Annotated in this window: 15 protein-coding genes; 7 read left to right on the top strand and 8 right to left on the bottom strand. The window is 67.5% G+C overall.

Features of this window, described 5'->3' with window-relative positions:
• Positions 1-418: 418 nt before the first annotated feature.
• Positions 419-1,441, bottom strand: a complete 1,023-nt coding sequence (locus DEU38_RS23915) for an AraC family transcriptional regulator (protein WP_114723867.1) — start codon at positions 1,439-1,441, stop codon at positions 419-421.
• A gap of 317 nt (positions 1,442-1,758) precedes the next feature.
• Here DEU38_RS23915 and DEU38_RS23910 point away from each other — a divergent pair, with 317 nt between their 5' ends.
• Positions 1,759-2,145, top strand: coding sequence for a carboxymuconolactone decarboxylase family protein (locus DEU38_RS23910; protein ID WP_114723866.1), 387 nt, complete (start codon positions 1,759-1,761; stop codon positions 2,143-2,145).
• Positions 2,146-2,736: 591 nt separating this feature from the next.
• Positions 2,737-4,473, top strand: coding sequence for an amidohydrolase family protein (locus tag DEU38_RS23905; protein WP_114723865.1), 1,737 nt, complete (start codon positions 2,737-2,739; stop codon positions 4,471-4,473).
• A 96-nt stretch (positions 4,474-4,569) separates the two neighbouring features.
• Here DEU38_RS23905 and DEU38_RS23900 read toward each other — a convergent pair whose 3' ends face one another.
• The 6 genes from DEU38_RS23900 to DEU38_RS23875 form a co-directional block, all read right to left on the bottom strand.
• Complete coding sequence (locus DEU38_RS23900) at positions 4,570-5,031, bottom strand: PPOX class F420-dependent oxidoreductase (RefSeq protein ID WP_114723864.1); 462 nt, start codon at positions 5,029-5,031, stop codon at positions 4,570-4,572.
• Positions 5,032-5,081: 50 nt separating this feature from the next.
• Entirely contained in the window at positions 5,082-6,245 is a 1,164-nt protein-coding gene (locus DEU38_RS23895; protein WP_114723863.1) for an acyl-CoA dehydrogenase family protein, read from the bottom strand.
• A gap of 1 nt (position 6,246) precedes the next feature.
• The gene (locus DEU38_RS23890; RefSeq protein ID WP_114723880.1) at positions 6,247-8,145 is read right to left on the bottom strand and encodes an ABC transporter ATP-binding protein; all 1,899 of its coding nucleotides are present in this window, start codon (positions 8,143-8,145) and stop codon (positions 6,247-6,249) included.
• Between the two features lie 26 nt (positions 8,146-8,171).
• Positions 8,172-9,905, bottom strand: coding sequence for an ABC transporter ATP-binding protein (locus DEU38_RS23885; RefSeq protein ID WP_114723862.1), 1,734 nt, complete (start codon positions 9,903-9,905; stop codon positions 8,172-8,174).
• Between the two features lie 99 nt (positions 9,906-10,004).
• A complete protein-coding gene (locus tag DEU38_RS23880; RefSeq protein WP_114723861.1) occupies positions 10,005-12,338 on the bottom strand; it encodes an MMPL family transporter in 2,334 nt (777 codons plus the stop codon).
• Between the two features lie 27 nt (positions 12,339-12,365).
• Positions 12,366-12,974: a TetR/AcrR family transcriptional regulator gene (locus DEU38_RS23875; protein ID WP_114723860.1), complete on the bottom strand. Its 609-nt coding sequence runs from the start codon at positions 12,972-12,974 to the stop codon at positions 12,366-12,368.
• Positions 12,975-13,137: 163 nt separating this feature from the next.
• Here DEU38_RS23875 and DEU38_RS23870 point away from each other — a divergent pair, with 163 nt between their 5' ends.
• Positions 13,138-13,923 carry a trans-aconitate 2-methyltransferase gene (locus tag DEU38_RS23870; RefSeq protein ID WP_114723859.1) on the top strand — a complete coding sequence of 262 codons (786 nt, stop codon included), beginning with the start codon at positions 13,138-13,140 and terminating at the stop codon, positions 13,921-13,923.
• A gap of 33 nt (positions 13,924-13,956) precedes the next feature.
• Here the strand turns inward: DEU38_RS23870 and DEU38_RS23865 are convergent, their stop codons facing one another.
• Positions 13,957-15,339 carry a PLP-dependent aminotransferase family protein gene (locus DEU38_RS23865; RefSeq protein ID WP_114723858.1) on the bottom strand — a complete coding sequence of 461 codons (1,383 nt, stop codon included), beginning with the start codon at positions 15,337-15,339 and terminating at the stop codon, positions 13,957-13,959.
• Positions 15,340-15,426: 87 nt separating this feature from the next.
• On the opposite strand from DEU38_RS23865, the gene DEU38_RS23860 reads away from it, so the two are divergent.
• The 4 genes from DEU38_RS23860 (at position 15,427) to DEU38_RS23845 (ending at position 20,063) form a co-directional block, all read left to right on the top strand.
• Positions 15,427-16,653 carry a benzoate/H(+) symporter BenE family transporter gene (locus tag DEU38_RS23860; RefSeq protein ID WP_114723857.1) on the top strand — a complete coding sequence of 409 codons (1,227 nt, stop codon included), beginning with the start codon at positions 15,427-15,429 and terminating at the stop codon, positions 16,651-16,653.
• Positions 16,654-16,772: 119 nt separating this feature from the next.
• A complete protein-coding gene (locus DEU38_RS23855; protein ID WP_114723856.1) occupies positions 16,773-17,237 on the top strand; it encodes a GNAT family N-acetyltransferase in 465 nt (154 codons plus the stop codon).
• Between the two features lie 180 nt (positions 17,238-17,417).
• Complete coding sequence (locus DEU38_RS23850) at positions 17,418-18,683, top strand: pyridoxal phosphate-dependent aminotransferase (RefSeq protein ID WP_258558127.1); 1,266 nt, start codon at positions 17,418-17,420, stop codon at positions 18,681-18,683.
• A gap of 39 nt (positions 18,684-18,722) precedes the next feature.
• Positions 18,723-20,063 carry an aminotransferase class III-fold pyridoxal phosphate-dependent enzyme gene (locus DEU38_RS23845; protein WP_114723855.1) on the top strand — a complete coding sequence of 447 codons (1,341 nt, stop codon included), beginning with the start codon at positions 18,723-18,725 and terminating at the stop codon, positions 20,061-20,063.
• Positions 20,064-20,097: the final 34 nt, after the last annotated feature.

Genomic DNA, 20,097 nt, shown 5'->3' with positions numbered 1-20,097 from the left:
CCACTCCGGGCCGTACGGCGCGACAGTGATAACCAGCTTCTCCTGGTTCTCCGGGAACAGTGCGTCATCGTGGAAATGCATTGTGTAACTCCGTTCGTGGAAGAGAGGCGCCAGCCGAGAACACGGACTGGGCCACCGCGCGATATGCCGTCCCGCCCGATCGGCCATCGGGGCGACACCACACGCGGCTGCGGGGTGATGGCGATCACAGTAGCCCGGAGACGGGGCTCAAACTTGACGGTTTGGGTCGCAACTCTTGACCGATTGGGATCGTTTGTGAATCGGCGCGCGCCACCGCGACTCCCCCTCGGCGAAGTCCACACCGATCGCGCTGATACCCGACAGCTTCGCCCACTGCGAAAAGATCAGGCCGGCGCCGAATGCATCGCCGGAGCATTAAGCGGGACAGAAGGTTTCATCAGCCGGCAGGCGGCGAGAAGGAGGTGTCCGCTGCGGACGTTTTCGCCCAGGCCCGCGGGCTGACGCCGAATCGCTGCCGGAACCACCTCGAGAAGGCACTCAGCTCCGAGAACCCCAACTCCGCAGCAATCTCGGTGAGGGAGCAGTCTCCGCGCTCGATCGCGAGTCGTGCGTACTCCTTGCGAACGGAGTCGAGAATCGAGGAGTACGAGTCGCCCGAATGAGCCAGATGGCGGTGCAGCGTGCGCCGATCCATGCCCAAGCTGTGCGCGATACGCGAGACCGAGCAACTCTCCGTGGGCAAGAGCGTGGCGATCAGGTCGCGGACCTGGAGCGACACCGAGGCCCCGGTGGCCGGGGCCAGCAGCCCTAGATACTCCTGCGCGAAGGGTCGCAGCATCGGGTTGGACAGTGGGTTCGGCGTGTCGAGATCGCTGGCCGGGATGATGATCCCGTCAATCTCATGCCCGAAGACCACGGTTGGGCCGAACACCTGGTGGTGCATCGCGATATCGGGAGGTGCCTCGTGCGCGAAATAGGTGGCCACCGGACGCCAGCCCTCGGGGAGTAGATCCGCGAGAATACGGAAGACGGACGCGACCACCAGTTCGAGGGATTGGTGTCCCAGGGTGATTCCCGGGGCGGACTGCGCATGGAAGGTGGCCAGGCCTCTGGACTCGGTCAGACCAAGGCTGATGGCCTCGTTGTGCAGGTTCATGTGGCGCAGGACGATTCCCAACGCACTGCGGACATCGGGCTCCTCCCGGGCGACGAGCCCCACCGGACCGAGGTTGGACATCCCGCGGTTGCCTGACATCCTGATGCCGAAATCCGCACAGCCCGACTGCGCCGCGGAGATCTCGAGCAAGTGGTCCACCGACTGCGCCGAGATCCACCCGGTGGTGGCTGCGAAGGCGCCCGGGTCGATCCCCGCGACTCGCATCAGCGGGTGGGGGTTCAAACCCACCGACTCCGCCACCTCGACATAGCCGTTCAGAACGGCGCTTCTGAGCATCAGCATCCGGGCTCAGTCTCCCCATTGGTCAAGTTTGGCGACCCGCATCGTCAAGTCCGAGTCCGACACTCTACGATAGCGTGATCGTCATCACCCCGTAGCCACCTGTGATGTCCCCCGACGATCGCCCACGACCGCGATCATCGGAATCGCCGTCAACGACGCCACCAGCACGAGCCTCGTCACCGCGCGAGTGCGCGTGGCCACGGGGAACACCGCTGCCAGCCAATGCTCAATCGGTCTGCGCTACTCGAAGATTCGGCCGGCTGCCGCCCCTTCGCCGATCACGGCCAACAGAAATCCCGCCAATAGGAGATAACACGATGACTCAAGCGAACAGCGACTTCCCCGTTGTCGAGGGTATGAAGGCCGGCGGCGGCTGGAACGAGCTCTGGGACGGGCTGTACGAAATGGACCCCGAGTGGACCGAGCTGTACATGAAGATGGCGATGCAGCCGTTCCAGAGCGGCGTCATCCCACCGAAGGTGGTGCAATTGCTTTGCATTGCGGTCGATGCGTCGGCGACCCACATGTATGCGCCCGGCACGCGGCGTCATATTCAGGCCGCGTTGGACATGGGAGTGACGCCCGAGGAGATTCTCGAGGTGCTCAAGCTCGCAACGATCGTGGGCATCCACTCCTGCAACCTCGGTGTTCCAATCCTGGTGGAGGAAATGGCCGCGCGCCGGCAGAAGCAGTCCGAGGACTGAGCCGGGCCGAAGCCGAACAGCAGCTCTGTGCGAGCACCGTGATATCGGTGCTCGCACAGAGCTGCTTGGCGTCTATCCGGCGAGCATTTCCGGGTTTGTCCGGGCAGACCCAGGGCCCCCAATACAATCAAGCCTGTGAGTGGTCAGTCGCGTTCCGCTCGAACTGTCGTCACGGCATGGCTGTACGGCGGACCGCAGCATGGCGACTCCAAGGACGTTTCGATCCCCCTGCCGCCAACAATCACCACGTCCGCAAACGACGTCTATGTCAGGGTGGGCCCCGAGCTCGACGAATCTGGCCAACCGCTGTCCACGTGGTGCTATCGCTGGGAACCCCACGTCGCGCTCGACGCGCCGCTCGATCGTTGAAGTTCTTCGACAGACACGCGATGCATCCGGGCTGTCTCGCGTAATTGGCGGTCACGAACGCGTTCTCTCACCGCCATTGGCACCGTGGGAACCCTCGGATCCTCGCCCTCGCCACCCGAACAAACAGCCAAACCGCCTCTCGCTGACACCCTGTCGAGTTAACCTGCGGAACGTCAGCACGGTACGGATGGCGCGCAGATTCCCGATCAGCGAGGACTGACTATGAATTTCTCTCTTGTCATCTCGAACGGAACAGTGGTGGACGGGACCGGCGGTGAGCCCTATGTCGCCGACATCGGTGTCCGCGACGGCCGGATCGCGGCGGTCACGCCCGGCGGCGGCCTCAGCGACGCCGACGCCGACGAGGTCATCGATGCAACCGGCTTGGTGGTGACACCGGGATTCGTCGACATCCATACCCACTACGACGGGCAGGTCACCTGGGATCCGATGCTGACGCCCAGCTGCTGGCACGGCGTCACCACCGCGGTGATGGGCAATTGCGGCGTGGGATTCGCACCCGTCACCGAGGCCAAGCGGGAGTGGCTGATCGGGTTGATGGAGGGCGTCGAGGACATTCCGGGTGCCGCACTGTCGGAGGGCATCAAGTGGGGCTGGGAGTCGTTCCCGCAGTATCTCGACGAGATCGATCGCCTGCCGCTGGCCATCGATGTCGGGACGCACGTACCGCACGGGTCGGTGCGGGCCTACGTCATGGGCGAGCGGGGCGCCCGCAACGAGCCCGCCTCGCCCGAGGACATCGCGCTGATGGCCAAGTTGGTCCGCGAAGGCGTCGAGGCCGGGGCGCTGGGGTTCTCGACCTCACGCACCATCGCGCACAAGGCCATCGACGGCGAGCCGGTACCGGGCACCTTCGCCGCGGAGGACGAACTGTTCGCGATCGGGCAGGCGTTGGCCGCCGCGGGCACCGGGGTCTTCGAACTCGCGCCCGCGGGCATCATGGGCGAGGATCTCGCGGCACCCGATCGAGAAATGGACTGGATGCTGCGGCTGGCCGAACTCACCGGGCGGACAGTGTGTTTCGGTCTGATGCAGCACGATGCCGCACCGGACGACTGGAAGCGGTTGCTGGACCTCGCCGCCGGCGCGTACGAGGCCGGCATTCCGCTGCGCCCACAGGTCCCGGCACGTCCGCTGGGTCTGCTGACCGGGTTGCAGACGTTCAACGCGTTCTCGACCCGGCCCAGCTACCTCGCCGCCGTCGAACGCTCCGCCGGAGACCTCGACGCACTGGTCGCCGCCCTTCGCGACCCCGCGGTCCGACGGGCCGTGCTCGCCGAGTCCGACTCGCCCACCAACAAGATGCCGTACCTCAGCCAACTGGACCGGACGTTCAACCTCGGCAACCCGCCGGAGTACGAGCCGGCACCCGAGGCCAGCCTCGCGCGGGAGGCCGAGCGTGCCGGGCGGGATCCGTTCGACTACGCCTACGACCTGCTGCTCTCGGATTCGGGTCGCGCACTGTTCTTCCGGCCGCTGCTCAACTACTCCGAGTTCACCCACGATGCGATCCGGGAGATGCTGGTGCATCCCGCGACCGCGGTCGGGCTCGGGGACGGCGGCGCGCACGCGGGCGCCATCTGCGACGCGTCCAACACCACGTATCTGCTCACCCATTGGGCGCGCGACCGCACCCGGGGCGCGCAGATTCCGTTGGCGACCGCGGTGAAGAAGATGACGCTGGACACGGCGACCATCTACGGGCTCGGCGATCGCGGCGTCATCGCCGAGGGCAAGAAGGCCGACCTCAACGTCATCGACTTCGAGCGGCTGCAACTGCGGCCGCCGGCCGTCGAACACGACCTACCCGGCGGGGCGCGGCGGCTGCTGCAGCGCGCCGACGGGTACCGGGCCACCATCGTGTCCGGTCAGGTCGTGTTGCGCGACGGCGAGGACACCGGAGCCCGGCCCGGCGCGCTGGTCCGCGGCGCCCGCTGACCGAAACTGCCTCCGCCACAGTCACATCGACGGACAGTGGCCGACCACTGCCCACGGTCTCGAGGAGCCTCCGGTCTCGGAGGCTCCTCGCGGCGTCTAGTCGCGGGCGAGGCTCGGCGGGAACCCTCCGGTGGCGATCGGGCCCCAGTTGTCGATGGTGATGCGGATCAGGCTCTTGTTCTGCGCGCGCATCGCTTCGCGGTACTCGTCCCAATCGGGGTGCTCGCCCGAGATACACCGGAAGTACTCGACGAGCGGTTCGAGCGCGTCGGGCATGTCGAGGACCTCGGCCGTGCCGTCGACCTGCACGTAGGCGCCGTTGAACTCGTCGGACAGCACGCACACACTCGCCTGCGGATCACGGCGCAGATTCGCAGCCTTGGCCCGCTGCGGATACGTGGAGACGACGATCCGTCCCTCGGCGTCCAGCCCCGAGGTGACGGGCGAGATCTGCAGTCCCCCAGACTGTTTCCGGGTGACGAGAACGCTGCGATGACGTGAGCGGATGAAGTCGAGCAACTGGTCACGGGTGACGTGTGCGGCGGTTGCGACAGCCATGGTGCGGCCTCCTGGTCGGTGACGGCTCTACGGTGCCAGCCTAAGGTGTCTCAGCGGAACGCGGCGTGCCCTGTGAGCGCCCGACCGATCGAGAGCAGGTGCATCTCGCTGGTGCCCTCGTAGGTGAGCACCGACTCGAGGTTGTTGGCGTGCCGCAGCGGCGAGTACTCGAGCGTGATGCCGTTGGCGCCGAGGATGGTCCGGCACTCGCGGGCGATCGCGATGGCCTCGCGCACGTTGTTGAGCTTGCCGACGCTGATCTGGTCGGGCGTGATGTCGCCGCGGTCCTTGATCCGGCCCAGCTGGATCGCGAGCAGCATGCCCTTGCCGAGCTCGAGGGTCATGTCGGCGAGCTTCTCCTGCGTGAGCTGGTAGCCGGCGAGGGGGCGGTCGAACACCTCTCGGGTCCCGGCATATTCGATGGCCGTCTCGAGGCTGTCGCGGGCGGCGCCGAGCGCGCCGAACACGATGCCGAACCGGGCCTCGTTGAGGCATGACAGCGGCGCGCCGAGGCTGTGCGCGCCCGGCAGCTGCGCGGACGCCGGCAGCCGGACCCCGTCGAGCACCAGCTCCGACGTCACCGACGCCCGCATCGACAGCTTCCCGTGCACGGTGTTGGCGGTGAATCCCGGTGTGTCCGTGGGGAACAGGAAGCCGCGGACGCCGTCGTCGGTCTGCGCCCATACCGTCGCGACGTCGGCGAGGCTGCCGTTGGTGATCCACATCTTGGTGCCGTCGAGGATCCAGTCGTCGCCGTCGCGGCGGGCTCGGGTCCGCATGCCCGCCGGGTTGGATCCGAAGTCCGGCTCGGTGAGCCCGAAGCAGCCGAGCGCCTCACCGGTCGCCAGCCGCGGCAGCCACTCCTGCTTCTGCTCCTCCGAGCCGTAGCGGTGGAGCGAGAACATCGACAGCGAGCCCTGCACCGAGACGAAGCTGCGAAGCCCGCTGTCGCCGGCCTCGAGCTCGAGGCACGCGAGCCCGTAGCTGACGGCGTTGGTGCCGGCGCAGCCGTAGCCCTGCAGGTGCATGCCGAACAGCCCGAGCCCGCCGAGATCGCGGGCGATCTCGCGCGGCAGCGTGCCGGACTCGAACCACTCCGGCAGCTGTGGCCGGAGTCGTTCGTCCACGAGCCGCCGGACCGTCGCCTGGATGTCCCGCTCCTCCTCCGAGAGGAGGGCGTCGATCCCGAAGAGGTCCAGCGGCTTCATGGTCATATCAGTCCACGGCTCCCACGAACTGGCTGTTGTACAGCGTGTAGTAGGCGCCGCGCCGTTCCAGCAGTTCGTCGTGGTTGCCCTGCTCGACGATGTGACCGTCCTCCATGACGACGATCAGGTCGGCGTCGCGGATCGTGGACAGCCGGTGCGCGATCACGAAGCTGGTCCGGTCGCTGCGCAGCACCGCGGTGGCCTGCTGGACGAGCAGTTCGGTGCGGGTGTCGACCGAGCTGGTGGCCTCGTCGAGGATCAGGATCGACGGCTGCGCGATGAACGCCCGGGCGATCGTGATCAGCTGCTTCTCGCCGGCGCTGACGTTGCTGCCCTCTTCGTCGATGACCGTGTCGTAGCCGTCGGGCAGCATGTGCACGAAGCGGTCCACGTAGCTCATCCGGGCGGCCTCGCGGACCTGCTCGTCGGTGGCGTTGGGGTGACCGTACGCGATGTTGTCGCGGATGGTCCCGCCGAACAGCCACGTGTCCTGCAGGACCATGCCGATCCGCGAGCGCAGATCGTCGCGGGTCATCTGCGAGATGTCGACGCCGTCGAGCGTGATGCGGCCGCCGTCGAGCTCGTAGAACCGCATGATCAGGTTCACCAGCGTGGTCTTGCCGGCGCCCGTCGGCCCGACGATCGCGACCATCTGTCCCGGCTCCGCGGTGAGCGAGAGGCCCTCGATGAGCGGGGTCTCCGCGTCGTAGCCGAACCGGACGTCCTCGAACTCCACGCGGCCTCGGGCCTGCGCCGGGCTGAGCGCGGGATCCGGATCCTCCGACTCCTCGTCCTCGTCGAGGACCGCGAACACGCGCTCGGCGGACGCGATACCCGACTGCAGCAGGTTCACCATCGAACCGATCTGGGTGAGCGGCTGCGTGAACTGGCGGGAGTACTGGATGAACGCCTGCACGTCGCCGAGGCTCATCGTGCCCGACGCGACCCGCATGCCGCCGATCACGGCGATCGCGACGTAGTTGAGGTTGCCGAGGAACATGATCGCCGGCATCACCATGCCGGAGATGAACTGCGCCTTGAACCCGGACTGGTACAGATGCTCGTTCTTCTCCTGGAACTGGGCCTGGACCTCACGGCCGCGGCCGTAGGCGGTGACCAGTTCGTGGCCGGTGAGGGCCTCCTCGACCTGACCGTTGAGCTCGCCGGTGGTCTTCCACACCGCACCGAAGTGGGGCTTCGACCGCTTCGCGATCTTGGCCGCGACGACCGCGGACAGCGGCACGGTGAGCACCGCGATGAGCGCCAGCAGCGGCGAGATCACGATCATCATCGCCAGGATGCCGATGACGCTGAGCGTGGCGGTCACCAACTGGCTGAGCGTCTGCTGCAGACTCTGCGAGACGTTGTCGATGTCGTTGGTGACGCGGCTGAGCAGGTCACCTCGCGAGGAGGTGTCGAAGTAGCGCAACGGAAGTCGGTTGATCTTCCGCTCCACCTCGTTGCGCAGATCCCGCACGACGCCCTGCACGATGATGTTCAGCAGGTACGCGGCGAGCCACGACACGAACGCCGACGCGAGGTACAACGCCAGCACCAGCGCGAGCACCTGGCCGACGGCGGTGAAGTCGATGCCCGCACCGGGCACGACGTCCATGCCCGAGACCATGTCGGCGAACTGGTTCTCGCCGGCGGCGCGGAGTCCGTCGACGGCCTGGTCCTTGGTCAGGCCCTCCGGCAGCTGCCGGCCGATCACACCGTCGAAGATGATGTTCGTGGCGTGGCCCATCAGGCGCGGGCCGATGACCGACAGCACGACGCTGGCCGCGGCCAGGATCAGGACGACCGTGACCGCGGTCCGGTGCGAGCGCAGTCGTCCGAGCAGGCGCTTCATGGACGCGCCGAAGTTCTCCGCCTTCGCGGCGGGGGCCCCGGGTGCGCCGGGCATCGGAGGCGAGGACTGGGTCGCGGTGCTCACAGCGCCTCCTGAACCGAACGCTGGGACTCCACGATCTCGACGTACGTCGAACAGGTCTCGAGAAGTTGCTCGTGCGTGCCGATGCCGACCGTCGCGCCCTCCTCGAGGACGATGATCTGGTCGGCGTCGATGATCGTCGACACACGCTGGGCCACGATAATCACGCAGGCATCCTCGGTTTCGGGCCGCATCGCCGCGCGCAGCCGGGCATCGGTGCTCAGGTCGAGCGCCGAGAACGAATCGTCGAACAGGTACACCGCGGGGCGGCGCACGAGCGCGCGGGCGATCGCGAGACGCTGCCGCTGCCCGCCGGAGACGGTGGTGCCGCCCTGCGAGATCGGCGTGTCGAGGCCCTCGGGCATCGCGCGGACGAAGTCGGCGGCCTGCGCGATCTCGAGCGCGCGCCACAGCTCCTCGTCGGTGGCGTCCGGCTTGCCGTAGCGCAGGTTGGTCGCGACGGTGCCGGAGAACAGGAACGCCTTCTGCGGCACGAGGCCGATCTGCGAACGCAGCAGCTCGGGGTCGAGGTCGCGCACGTCGGTGCCCGACACGGTGACCGCACCGGAAGTGACGTCGATCAGACGCGGGATCAGGCCGAGCAGCGTGGTCTTGCCGGATCCGGTGCCGCCGATGATCGCGGTGGTCTTGCCGGGTTCGGCGGTGAAGCTGATGCCGCGCAGCACCGGCTCCTCGGCGCCCGGGTACTTGAACTCGGCGTCGCGCAGTTCGACGAGCGCGGGCTGGTCCATGGCGGTGACGGGGTTGACCGGGGCCACCACCGACGGCTCGGTGTCGAGCACCTCGGTGATGCGCTCGGCACACACCGCGGCGCGGGGCGCGAGCATCGCGATCATCGACGCCATCATGACCGCCATCAGGATCTGCATGATGTAGCTGAGCATCGCGGTCAACGAGCCGACACCCATGCTGCCGTTGTCGATCTCGTGGCCGCCGAACCAGATGACGGCGACGCTGGTGAGGTTCGCGATCATCATCACGAGCGGAATCATCAGCGCGCTCATCCGGCCGACCTTCAACGCGGTGTTCGTCAGGGCCGAATTGGCCTCGTCGAACCGCTCCGCCTCGGACCGCTCCCGCACGAACGCGCGGACCACGCGGATGCCGGTGATCTGTTCGCGCAGCACGCGGTTCACCGCATCGATTCGCGTCTGCATGGTGCGGAATGCGGGCACCATCTTCGTGATCATCACGATCATCACGAGGGCGAGGAGCGGCACGCTCACCGCGAGGATCCACGACAGTCCGGCGTCCTGCCGGATCGCCATCACGATGCCGCCGATGCACATGATCGGTGCCATCACGAGGATGGTGGCGCTGAGCACCACCATCATCTGCACCTGCTGCACGTCGTTGGTGCTGCGGGTGATGAGCGACGGCGCCCCGAACCGCCCGAATTCACGGGACGAGAAGGACCGGGCGCGGCTCACGACCGCGCTGCGCACGTCCCGACCGAAGCCCATCGCAGCACGGGCACCGAAGTACACCGACCCGATGGAGCAGATGATCTGAACCACGGTCACGAGCAGCATCTTCGCGCCCGCGGTCATGATGTAGCCGGTGTCGCCGGCGGCCACACCGTTGTCGATCAGGTCGGCGTTGACGCTGGGGAGATACAGCGCAGCGCCGGTGGCGACGAGTTGGAGGAGTATGACGCCGGCAAGGTCGCGCTTGTATGGCCCCAGGTAGGTGCCGAGAAGTCTGATCAGCATGGTGGGCGAAGGTTACCAATCCGAAGGGTGAAAAAGGGAGGGATCGGGCCGGACTGCCGGGACCGATCCCTCCCCGTTCACGAAACTGTCAGGAGGTGGTCAGGAGACGGGCACGTCCTCGCGCTCGCGTCCCTCCTGCGGGAGTGCACGGGCCAACTTCTCGCCCTCGATGTCGACGTTCGGCAGGATCTTGTCGAGCCACTTCGGCAGCCACCACGCCTTGTCCCCCAGCAGCGCCATCACCGACGGGATGACGAGCATGCGGACGACGAAGGCGTCGAAGAACACCGCCGCGGCGAGCGCGAAGCCCATCGACTTGATGAACGAGTTCGGTTCCGCGATGAACGCCGCGAACACGGAGATCATGATGATCGCCGCCGCCGTCACGACGCGGGCACCGTGGTTGAACCCGATCGCGACCGCGTCCTTCGCGGACGCGCCGTGCACGTACTCCTCGCGCATGCGCGTCACCAGGAACACCTGGTAGTCCATCGCGAGGCCGAACACCACACCGATCAGGAAGATCGGCATGAAGCTGACGATGGGCTGCGGGTTGGCGGCCAGTCCGCCCCAGCCCTCCTGGAACACCGCGACGGTGGCACCGAACGTGGCGGCGACGCTGAGCAGGAAGCCCAGGGTCGCGGTCAGCGGCACCAGAATCGAACGGAACACCAGCATCAGCAGCACGAACGCGAGTCCGACGACCACCGCGAGGTACGGCACCAGCGCGTCCAGCAGGCGCTCGGAGATGTCACCCTCGAGTGCCGTCTGGCCGGTGACGCCGTAGTTGATGCCGATCGAGTCGTGCAGGTCGGACTCGGCCGCGCGGATGTCGGCGACCAGGTCCATCGTCGACGGATCGCTCGGGCCGCTGCGCGGGGTCACCAGGATCTGCGCGGTATCGCCCGCCTCGTTGGCGCCGACAACCTGCGCATTGAGCACGTCGGGCTGTTCGGAGATCTTCGCGACGACGTCACCGAACGCCTCACCCGCCGGGACGGTCGCGTCCTGCGCATCCACGACGACCAGCAGGGGTCCGTTCTTGCCGGGCCCGAAGCCCTCGTTCACCAGGTCGTAGGCCTGGCGGGCGCTGGTCGCCGGGTCACCGCTGCCCTCGTTGGGCAGCGCCAGTTCGAGCTTCGCCGCGGGAATCGCGAGCACACCCAGCAGCACGACGCCGATGATCACACCGATCGCCGGTCGGCGGACCACCGCACGGCTGTAGCGCTTCGAGAACGTCTTCTTGCCGTCGTCGCCCTCGGCGTCTCGCTGACCCAGACCGGGGACGCGGCCGGCGAACGCCTTGCGCCCGAACAGGCCGAGGATCGCCGGCAGCAGGGTCAGTGCGATGAGGACCGCGATGAACACCGTCGATGCGGCCGCGGCGCCCATGTCGGACAGGAAGGGGATGCCGACGACGCGCAGCGCGACGAGCGCGATGATGACTGTCAGGCCCGCGAACACGACGGCCGAACCGGCGGTGCCGACCGCGCGGCCCGCGGCCTCGGAGCGGTCGTCGGTGAGCTCGAGTTCGTGTTTGAAGCGCGAGACGATGAACAGCGAGTAGTCGATCGCGACGGCCAGGCCGATCATGACCGCGAGCGTCGGGGTCATCGAGCTGAGGTCCATGAAACCGGTCGCGACGGTGATGCCGAGGCTGCCGATCATGATGCCGATGATCGCGGTGATCAGCGGCAGGCCCGCGGCCACCAGCGAGCCGAACGTGATGACGAGGACGATGGCGGCGACGGCGATACCGATCAGCTCGGTGATGCCGCCGGGCATCTCGGCCTCCATCGCGGCGGAGCCGCTGACCTGGACGTCGAGGCCGGCGCCCCGACCGATGTCGGCGGCCTCCTTGATCTGGTCGCGCGTCGCCTGGTCCATGTCGCTGTACTCGCCGTCGAACGGGACCTCGACGTAGCCGACGGTGCGATTCTCACTGAGCGGCGACAGTGCCTGGGCGTTCGAGACCGCGACGTCCTCGGGGATGCCCTGCTCCGCGGCGCCGGCCTTGGCCATCTGCGCGAGACCGGCGTCGGCGGTCACCGGGTTGACCAGGGCCCCTGGCGTCCCCGCGGTCGGGTCGGCCTTGGCGGCCGCGCTGACCTTGTCGATGCCGCGGACCTTCGCGAGCACCTCGTCCATCGCGGCCTGGTTCGCCGGGGTATCGAGGGTCTGACCGTCCGGGGCCGCGAACACGTAGCGGGCCGAGAGCGAGTCCATCCCGCTGCCCTGGTCACCGAAGCGCTCGGACATCAGGTCCTGCGCCTGCTGCGCCGGGGTGCCCGGGATGGAGAACGAGTCCTTGGTCGGACCCGACAGCGTCGCGGCGCCGACACCCATCAGAACCAGGATGGCCAGCCAGATGGAGAGGACCGTGCCTTTTCGCCGGTAGGCGAATCTGCCGATCCGATAGAGATAGGTGGCCATGGTGGCTCCTTCTTGATCGGGTGGGGTCTAGCGAGCGGGCACGGCGAGGCCTCGCCGCAGTTGGTCGAATGCCGCTCGGACGACTTCTTCGGGGTTCGCGGCGGACGCTCGACCGCTCATCCACAGGTCCATCGATGCCTTGCAGGCTGCACCGACGACCATGTGCAGCAGGTTGGGATACAGATCGGTGGCGCTGTCGGTGCCGGTGCGCTCGGCGATGACGTCGGCGAGCACCGGGGTGACCCGGAGGTGCATCTCGAGTTTCTTCGCCAGCAGCGTGGGGCTGGCGTCGATGAGCTCGGCCAGCGCCTGCATCTCCTCGATGTCGTGCTCCGGATCGGTGACGGCCCGGACCACGACGTGTTCGAGGGAATCGAGGATCGGCTCGGACGCGGGCCGTTCTCGGAGCCAGTCCGCCCACTCGTAGACCGAGGCCTCGAGGTGGTGCAGGACGGCCTCCTCCTTGCTGGAGAAGTAGTTGTGGAACGTGCGCGTGGACACGCCGGCTTCGGAGGCGATCATGTCGGCGGTGACGAGTTCGATACCCCGCCCCTTGGCGAGGCGCGCGGCGGCCTCACTGAGCGCGATGCGCGTCGCCGCCTTCTTCCGGTCCCGCAGACCGAGTGCTTCACTCACCCCTTCGAAGGTACCGAAGTTGCAGAGCTCTGCAATGTTGCAGTGGAGTGCACTTTTGTGGGCTTCCGCACACCCATACAAGGAGAGTGATCGGGGTCACGTCGCGCGCGTTCGCGGCCTACGCTGATCCCACAACCCGCGCACCTCGGAAACGGCGGCGACGATGCCCGATTGGGACGGCGAACAGTACGCACAGGCGAGCGAACTGCAGCGGACGATGGCGACCCGTGCGCTCGACGGACTCGACCTGGATCCACACGGTCGCGTGCTCGACGTCGGCTGCGGCGACGGGTTCGTCACCCGCATGCTCGCGGACCGACTCACCGACGGCTACGCGATCGGCGTCGACGCGTCGCCGCGGATGATCGAGAAGGCCGCGTCGGGCGAGACGGATCCCCGGGTGCGGTTCATGGTCGCGGACGCGCGACGACTGCCGTTCCGGGATCGATTCGACGTCGTGGTGTCCTTCAACGCGCTGCACTGGGTGCCCGAACAGCAGCAGGCGCTGGCGTCGATCGCCGACGCCGCGCGGCCGGGCGCGCGGGTCCTGATCCAGGTGGTGTGCGCGGGTGACCGCGTGAGCCTCGAGACCATCGCGATGGAGGTCGCGGGTACGCCCCGATGGGTGGACCGGTTCGCCGCATTCACGCCACCGTTCGTCCACGTCGAGCCCGATGACTACCCGGAACTCGCGGCGTCCGCGGGCCTGCGCGTGACCGATCTGTCGGTCCACGACGTCACCTGGGACTTCGGCACCAGGGAAGCGTTCGCACAGTGGTGCACCACCGGCGCCGACGCCTGGACACACCGACTGGACCCCGACGACCGTCCGCGGTTCATCGACGACTGGATGCGCGCCTACGAGGAGGTGTCGGGGCGGCCGGGGCTCTTCCAGTACATGCAGATGCGGGCAGCGCTCACCCCGAGCGCCCGCCCGGCAGGGAGCTGACGGCGGACGTCTTGCCGGTCGTACCGACGACCCTCACCGCTGGAGGATTTCGGAGAGTCGCCTGACGCCTTCGGCGATCTGGGCTTCAGTTGCGGCCCCGTAGGAGAGGCGCAGGAACGGTGCGGGTGGTTCGTCCACGAAGAAGTGACGCCCGTCTCCTATGAGCACCCCGGCCGCGTATGCGGCGGCGCAGACCTCGCGGGTATCTGCGCCCTGGGGAAGCCTGGCCCAGAGGTGAATGCCACCGCGCGGGACGCACGGAATGCGGATGCCGGGCGTCGTGGCACGAATCGCGGAGGCAAGTGCGTCGCGTCGCGTCGCGAGCTCGGCGCGCAGGCGCTTCAGGTGCCGGGGCCACACATTCGAGGTCAGGAGACCGCAGGCGATTTCCTGCACCAGCGGCGCGACGCAGAGGTCGTCGGCGGTGCGCGCGGCCCGGAGCCGCTCGCCTGCCGGACCGCGCGCGATGACCGCGCCGAGCCTGAGGCCTGGGGAGGCAGGCTTCGACAGGGTGAGGATCGACACGACGTGTCCGTGAGGGTCTTCGGTGAAGAGTGGGGGTGGGGCCTGTCCGTCGATGCCGAGATGTCTGGCCCAGTCGTCCTCGATAATGAACGCACCGTGTCGGGCGGCGAGTTCGAGCACCTGCTTCCGGCGCTCCGAACTCAAGACCGCGCCGGTGGGATTCGCGTAGCTCGGCTGGAGGTAGACCACTCGCGCTCGCGTGCGTTCGAGTTCGTCGGCGAGGCGGTCGACCTGGATCCCGTCGGCGTCGGCGGGTACCGACGAGAGGTTGAGGCCTGCGCTCTGCGCAGCGAGGATCGCGCCCGGATAGCTCGGACTCTCGGTGATGACCGCCGACCCGGGCTCGGCGAGTGTGCGCATTGCGAAGACGAGGCCCTGCTGCCCGCCGGAGACCACAAGCACGTCGTTCGGGTCGGCGCGGTATTCGGAGGCGAGGATGCGCCGCAGTTCCGGCGATCCCGCTGGCGGTGTCATCATCCAGGCACGACCGCTCTTTGCCGCACGCGAGCCGATGCGATGCAGTTCCTCGTTCGGCAGTAGTTCGGGGGCAAGGTATCCCCAGGAGAGCGGGATGTGCTCGGGAGTACCGTAGCCGCCCAGACGAGCGGCCCGGTCGGCGTCCACTCTGGCGCGGCCAAGCGCCTGAGACTGCCAGGAAAAGTCCGGTTCCGGAAGTCGTTCGTGGCCCGCCACGAACGTTCCCCGTCCGGGCTCAGCCCGGACCAGCCCGAATGCGCTCAGTTCCGAAAGAGCTGCCGAGATGGTGGCCGCACTTGCCTGGAACTCCACGGAGAGTTCTCGGACGCCCGGCAGCTTCTCCCCCGTACCCATCGTCGCGATCCGCTGGCGGAGGCGTGCCGCAATCTCCGAGGACCTGTTATCATTCGACATGACACTAGTGAATAACGTTACTCTAGTTTCCGCAATATTGTTACGCTATCGGCCGGGCGTGAAGTCAGCAATCTCGGTGGCGCACCGATGAGTCGGGCTTCCTCCGTTCTGCGGGATGTCTCGGTGTCCGCGGTCGTCGCGGGCTTCCTCTCTGCGCTCATCAACTTCGCCGGCCCGTTCCTGATCGTGCTCGAGGCCACCCGCGCGGCAGGTCTGAACGAGGCGCAGACCGCGTCCTGGGTCTGGGCGGTGTCGATCGGCAACGGTGTGTGCAGCATCGCGCTGAGCCTCTTCACCCGTATCCCCGTGATCGTCGCTTGGTCGACACCCGGAGCGGCGCTGCTGATCGCCTCGCTCGGCGGCTTCTCGTTCGCCGAGGCAGTCGGCGCGTTCCTCGTCGCCTCGGTCGCCGCTGCAGTGGTCGGGTACACGGGCTGGTTCGGCTGGATACTCGCCAGGGTGCCCGGCCCGGTGCTGCAGGCGCTGCTCGCCGGGATCCTGCTGCCCTTCGTCGTGACCGCGGCGGGCGCCTTCACGAGCGCGCCGCTGATTGCGGGGAGCATCGTCGTCGCATTCTTTCTCGGCAAGCGCTTCTTCGACCGATACGCAGTGCTCGCCGGACTCGTCGCCGGGATTGCGGTGACCTGGGCGACCGGATCCTTCCGCGAGGTCGCGCCGTCGCTCGAGCTCGGCGGCCCTGTGTTCACGATGCCGGCGTTCACCCCGGCCGCACTCGTGAGCATCGCGCTGCCACTGTTCATCGTCACGATGGCCTCACAGAACGCACCGGGCCTCGCACTGCTCCACTCGCAGGGGTACGAGCCGAACGACCGCCTGGTCGTCGGTGCCATCTCGACGGTTTCGGCGGTCCTCGCGCCCTTCGGCTGCCACGGCATCAACCTCGGCGCGATCACGGCGGCAATCGCGCTCGGCCCCGAGTCGCACCCGGATCGCGCAAAGCGCTACATCGCGGGCCTCTCGGGCGGCCTCACCTACTTGCTGGTCGGCTCGTTCGGGGGCGTGCTTGTGGCCGGGTTCCAGGCGATCCCGACCGAAACGGTTTCGGTACTTGCCGCCGTCGCGCTGCTCGGATCAGCGCTCACCGCACTCGAGGGCGCGATGGGCGGCGATGCCCGCACCGGGATCGCGGCCCTCACCACGCTCGCGGTCACCATGTCGGGCGTCGTGTTCTTCGGCGTCGGTGCCGCGTTCTGGGGCCTCGTCGCGGGCAGCGCCGTGTATCTCCTCCTGGCCCCACGCCGACCACGAACCCGAACAGGCGAATCAGGAAAGGAGAACGCGGTGATCACATGACCGAGGCCCGCGCGCCGCGCATCCCGCATCGAATCTTCAATCCTCGCGGGCAGAAAACGCTCAGACAGTAAGTGGCAGTACAGCTCTGCCGAGACCTTCGAACACCGATAGGAGCCACCATGGCAACGACCACCCTTCCGACGATCCGGCCGCTCGACGCCACCGATGAGAGTCGCTGGCGTGTCCTCTTCCGCGAGTACCGCGAGTTCTACAAGCTGCCCGAATCCGAGGACATCGTCTCCCGCGCATGGGGATGGTTCATGGATCCCCGACACGAATGCAAGGCTCTCGTTGCGGAAGCGGACGGCGAGATCCTCGGGTTCGCACACCATCGCCGGTTCTCCTCGCCCTACACCGGAACCACCGGCCTCTTCCTCGACGACCTGTTCACCGACCCCGCGGCCCGAGGCCGGGGCGTCGGACGTGCACTGATCGGGCGTCTGACCGAGATGGCCACCGCCGAGGGCCGCGCCGTGGTGCAGTGGGTGACCGCCGACGACAACCATCAAGCCCAGGCGCTCTACAACACCCTCGCCACGCGAACGAGCTGGGTTACCTACGAGGCCGAACCCTCCGCGAAGTGAGCACTGCAACATGAACCCGCTGCCGCCAGAGGTCTCTGGGCGGTGGCACGGGGCGGCGGCGGCAAGACGAGTCGATCCATTGGCTTGCCCTGGTCCTGTTGATCGGACCAGGGCAGGCCGGCGGCTCGCCGATGCTCTCACCAAGGCCACGACGGCCGCACTCACTACAGGAGCAGGACTGTGACAACCCACGTGACGCCGGCCGAGAAGCCCGTGATCGTGAACTCGTCGTCGAGGCTGAACGGAGTCCTCTACGACCTCCGCGGACCCGTACACGAACGCGCCGTCGAACTGGAGCGGCGCGGGCAGGAGATCCTGCGCCTGAACATCGGGAACCCGGCCCCGTTCGGATTCGAGGCTCCCGAGGTCGTGGTCGACGCGCTCCGGGAGGCGCTTCCGCACGCGCACGGCTACTCCGAGTCGCAAGGACTCGGCTCCGCCCGCGAAGCGATCCGGGACCACTACGCTGCGCGGCCCGGGTTCCCGGCCGCGGGTATCGACGACATCCTCATCGGCAACGGCGTCTCCGAGTTGGTAACCCTCACCCTGCAGGCTCTCCTCGAACCCGGTGACGAAGTCCTCATCCCGTCTCCGGACTACCCCTTGTGGACGGCGTCGACCGTGCTCGCCGGTGGGGTACCCCGGCACTACCCGTGCGACGAAGACAACGGATGGAGTCCGGACACAGAGGAATTGGGGCGCATGGTGACGCCCCGCACCCGGGCGATCGTCGTCATCAACCCCAACAACCCCACCGGCGCGGTGTACTCACGGCGCACACTCGAGGAGATCGCCGCTGTCGCAGATCGGCACGGGCTCCTCCTGCTCTCCGACGAGATCTACGACCGGATCGTCTACCCGGGGCACGTCCACGTCAGCACTGCGCAGGTTGCGCCGACGCATCCCTGCATCACCTTCTCGGGGCTGTCCAAGACCTCGCGTGTGGCCGGCTACCGGGCCGGGTGGGTTATCGCTACCGGGTTCAGTCCCGACGACGGGTACCTCGCAGGACTTCGCCTGCTCGCGTCGATGCGTATGTGTGCCTCCGTTCCCGCGCAGCACGCGATCACCGCGGCGTTGCAGCACGACGACACGATCGCCGCGCTCCGGATGCCGGGAGGCCGACTCTTCGAGCAACGCGCTCTGACTGTCGGACTGCTGCAGGACATCCCCGGAGTGACCTGTCACGAGCCCGGGGGCGGTCTGTACGTCTTCCCCCGCATCGACCCCGACGTCTACGGGATCGTGGACGACGAACAACTCGTGCTCGACTTCCTCGACGCCGAGCACGTCCTCCTCGTCCACGGTCGCGCGTTCAACTGGGCACGCCCCGACCACCTGCGCATCGCCTTTCTTCCCCGTACTCCAGTTCTCGCCGACGCCCTGGAACGTTTCGCCCGGTTCCTCAGCGACTACCGGCAAGACCCACACCGCCGCGCGGTGTGACGACTCCCAAAAACCGAACCGAGACAAGAAAGAACGCAGATGACCGAAACACTTCCAGCCGCATCCACCTCAACTGGACCTGCACTGGTCACCGAGGTTCCAGGGCCGAAGAGTCGCGAGCTCCACAGCCGCAAGACGGCGGCCGTGCCGCGCGGAATTGGCAGCGCGCTGCCAATCTACATCGATCACGCCGAAGGCCCGTGGCTCATCGACGTCGATGGCAACCGGTTTCTGGACTTGGGTTGCGGCGCAGGCGTCAACATGGTCGGCCACCACCAGCAGAGCATCATCGATGCGGCGTCTGCGCAACTGCACCGGGTCACCCACACGCTGTTCGGCATCACGCCCTACGAGGGTTACGTGCGCCTGGCCGAACGTCTGTCCGCGAAGACCCCCGGGGCGCACGCGAAGAAGACCATGTTCGTCAACTCCGGTGCCGAAGCGGTCGAGAACGCCGTGAAGGTCGCCCGGGCGTACACGGGTCGGCGCGCAGTTGCGTCCTTGGACCACGGGTTCCACGGCCGCACCAATCTAACTCTCGCGATGAACCACCGGGCGGTCCCGTACGCGACCGGTTTCGGGCCGTTCGCACCCGATGTCCACCGGGTACCGAACTCCTATCCGTTCCGGGACGGGCTCACGGGCCAGCAGGCTGCAGCACGGACGATCGCATACCTGGAAGAGCGCGTAGGCTCCGCCGACCTCGCCGCGCTCGTCGTCGAACCCATCCAGGGCGAGGGCGGATTCATCGTGCCCGCAGACGGATACCTACCGGCCCTGCAAGAATGGGCCAACCGAAACGGCGTCGTTCTCGTCGCCGACGAAATCCAGTGCGGGCTCGGACGGACCGGGACCTGGTTCGCCAGCGAACTGTTCGGCCTCGTACCGGACGTGGTGCTCACCGCCAAGCAGATCGCCGCCGGTCTACCCCTGGCCGGGGTCACCGGACGAGCGGAGATCATGGATGCCGCCGCACCCGGCGGCCTCGGCGGGACCTTCGGCGGCAACCCCGTCTCGATCGCCGCCGCGCACGCCGTTCTCGACTTTCTGGAAGACGAGGAACAGTTCGCCGCCGCACGCCGGATCGGCAACACCCTCACCAGTGGGCTACGGCGAATTGCCGAAACCTATCCCGTCATCGGCGATGTCCGGGGGCACGGTGCGATGATCGCCTTCGAGCTGACGCAGGCTGGAACGACTCGACCGTTGCCCGGGAGCGCCGCTGCGATCAGCGAGCACGCGGCCCGGCGGGGCGTGGTCCTGATCATCGCGGGCAGCGACGGCAACGTCATCAGGTTCCTGCCGACCCTCGACGTCACCGACGATCTCCTCCAGTACGCGCTCACAGTGATCGAGGAAGCACTGAACGGGCACGAATGAGTCGGCGCTGTGCCGACGGAAACGTCGGCACACA

This window comes from Rhodococcus sp. AG1013 (genome assembly GCF_003350365.1).
GTDB lineage: Bacteria > Actinomycetota > Actinomycetes > Mycobacteriales > Mycobacteriaceae > Prescottella.
Note: the sequence above shows the minus strand (reverse complement) of the source record. Positions and strands in the feature narration are given on the sequence as shown.